Genomic DNA, 2,584 nt, shown 5'->3' with positions numbered 1-2,584 from the left:
GGCGTATTCTGATTTATCTGAACACCTATTCTGGTGATTGTGAACACCAATTTTTTCCCGCGTTGGGCTCAGCTCCTTTTTAGCTCAGGTGTTCATTTTCAGTCAATTCACTTTTGTCTTTTCGCATCGATTCTCCCTTTAATTTCAATCGGTGGGCGTTGTGCATCAGTCGGTCCAGGATGGCATCGGCCAGCGTGTTATCTCCAATCGCCTGATACCATTCTTCTGTTGGCAACTGACTGACCATGATGGTCGATGCGTGTTGGTGCCGGTCGTCCATGATTTCCATCAGATCGTTACGCTGTGCGGCTTTAAGTGGCTCCAGGCCCCAGTCGTCCAGGATTAGAACGTCATATTTAGCAATGTGTTTCAGTGCTTTGCTGTAGCTGCCGTCTGCTTTCTGTTGATTTAGTTCCAGCAGTAAACGTGACAGTCTGTAGTACTTTGCACTGTGGCCTTTTAGGATGGCACTGTGAGCTAAAGCGCACGCCAAATAGGTTTTACCGCTGCCACAGGGGCCTGTGATCAGGATGTTTTGTTGTTTGTTCACCCAGCCACTGCTGAGCAAACCGCTCATCACCGATTGGCTGAGCCCTCGTGGGTGCTCGTAGTTGATGTCACGGGCATTGGCCTGCACTTTGAGTGTAGCGCTGGTCAGTAACCGTTGTTGTTTGCGGTTATCCCGGCTTTGGTGCTCGTGGTCTATCAGCAGTTGCAGCCGCTCTTCGAACGACAGCCCCTGATAGGTGCCGGGCTGTTCCAGTTGCTGCAGTAAGGCCTGCGCCATGCCTGTCAGTTTCAGTTGTCGTAATAAGGTGATGTTTTGCTGGTTCATAACGGTCTCTCTTAATGGAAGCTTTGAGGGCCACGGATGTTTTCGTGGTGCTGGGGTAATGCAGGCAATTTCTCGTCTTCGGTGACGACGGTATCCAGATTGCTGCACAGGATGGCTTTGATATTTTTCAGGCGATTGAGTTGATGGGTGTTAGCAATCGCACAGGCCTGATTTAACCGCTCTGGTGGATATTGACGAGTCAGATTGAGTAATCCAAGACAAACCCGGTAGCCTTGTTGTTCATGTGCTTTACTGTCCAGCACCCGAACCACCCAGTCGAGGGTATCCTGACCGATATCTTTAGCCCAGTTCATCAACCGGCCACGGGACCACTGGTGGTGTTTTTCATGTCGGGTGGGCATATGCTCTGCCTGGGTACTCATGCCACGCCGGTTTACCCGCGGATGACTGGCAACCCGTTTATTCTGGAAGTACAGCGTGATAAGGCGGTCAGTGGCGTGCAGTTCTAACTTTTCGCCCACCAGATGATGGGGGGCGGAGTAAAGATGTTCACCATACTGCACGTGGTAATCGATATTCAGCTTGACCTGTTTAATCTCAGTGTACTGATAGGCTTCACGCGGTAAGTGGCCAAGTGCCGGTTTATCCAGCTGTTCAAACCATTCCCGGCGGTTACCGCTAAATTGTTTAAAGGGCCGTTCATTCACCTCCTGCAGCAGTGCGTTGATGCAGTGATTCAGTTCTGCCAGCGAGAAGAAGGTGTGATGGCGCAACCGGGCTAAAATCCAGCGTTCAATCACCTGCACGCCCACTTCCGCTTTGGCTTTATCCTGAGGTTTATAGGGCCGGGCGGGCATAATGGCGCAGCCGTAATGATGAGCCAGTTGCTGGTAGGCCGGATTGAGGTCCGGGTCATAGCGGCATGCTTTGCTGACGCCACTTTTGAGGTTATCCGGCACAATTAATCGGGGAACACCACCGAAGAAGCTGAAGGCTCTGGCGTGGCTGCCCAGCCAATCAGGTAAAGTTTGGCTTAACGTGGCTTCCGCATAGGTGTAATTGGAGGCGCCAAGGACAGCTACAAACACCTGGGCAAACCGAATTTCACCTGTACTGCCACAGACGACAGGCACGGTCTGTCCCGCGTAATCGACAAACAGGGTTTCTCCAGCCACATGATGCTGACGCATCGAACGGCGCTGTTTTTTCTGCCACTGCTGGTACAAATGGCAGTACTGCGGATAGCTGTAACTGCGATTGGGATACTGCTGGGTATATTCCTCCCACAGCAGATGTTTAGTGACACCCGCTTTACGCAGCTCTTTGTGCACGGCGCACCAATCGGGTAGTTCCAGGCGGGTGGAGACTTGAGTATCGGCTTGAGGATAAAACCGCCGGGCCAGTTCGCTGTCGTCCAGTGTGCATATCAAGGGCCAGGTGATGCCGTTTTGCTCAGCCGCAGTAGCCACTTTTTGGATAGCGCCGATGCTGACGCGCAGGCTATCGCGGATTTGTCGGATGGACAGGCCTGCATAGAGGCGAAGTCTTAGGATTTCACGAAGTTTACGCATTGAAGTTCTCTGTCTTGGCATAACCATATCCATCTGAAAATGGACAGGTTATCAGTGACAACAATCAACGCGGGAAAAGCATTCTGGAGTAAATGAACACTGATTCTGGAAATAGACCCAAAGTGTTCACTTTGCGCCAGAATGGGTGTTCACATAAAACCAGAACAGGTGTTCATTTTAAATCAGAATCGGTGTTCACTTTGGGGCAGAATACGCA

General features: G+C 51.2%; 2 protein-coding genes. Both read right to left on the bottom strand.

Annotation, left to right across the window (positions count from 1 at the left end):
- Positions 1 to 79: 79 nt before the first annotated feature.
- On the bottom strand, positions 80 to 835 hold the full coding sequence (istB, locus tag LSG37_RS20960) for an IS21-like element helper ATPase IstB (RefSeq protein WP_233081954.1): 756 nt from the start codon (positions 833 to 835) through the stop codon (positions 80 to 82).
- Between the two features lie 11 nt (positions 836 to 846).
- Positions 847 to 2,388, bottom strand: a complete 1,542-nt coding sequence (gene istA / locus LSG37_RS20955; RefSeq protein ID WP_233081953.1) for an IS21 family transposase — start codon at positions 2,386 to 2,388, stop codon at positions 847 to 849.
- Between the last annotated feature and the right edge of the window lie 196 nt (positions 2,389 to 2,584).

The organism is Rheinheimera soli (assembly GCF_021290985.1).
In the GTDB taxonomy this organism is placed as follows: domain Bacteria; phylum Pseudomonadota; class Gammaproteobacteria; order Enterobacterales; family Alteromonadaceae; genus Pararheinheimera; species Pararheinheimera soli.
This window is presented reverse-complemented; position numbering and strand designations above follow the sequence as displayed.

Coding starts and splice junctions, on each gene's coding strand:
- istB (WP_233081954.1), bottom strand. CDS start 835: ATGAACCAGCAAAACATCACCTTATTACGACAACTGAAACTGACAGGC.
- istA (WP_233081953.1), bottom strand. CDS start 2,388: ATGCCAAGACAGAGAACTTCAATGCGTAAACTTCGTGAAATCCTAAGA.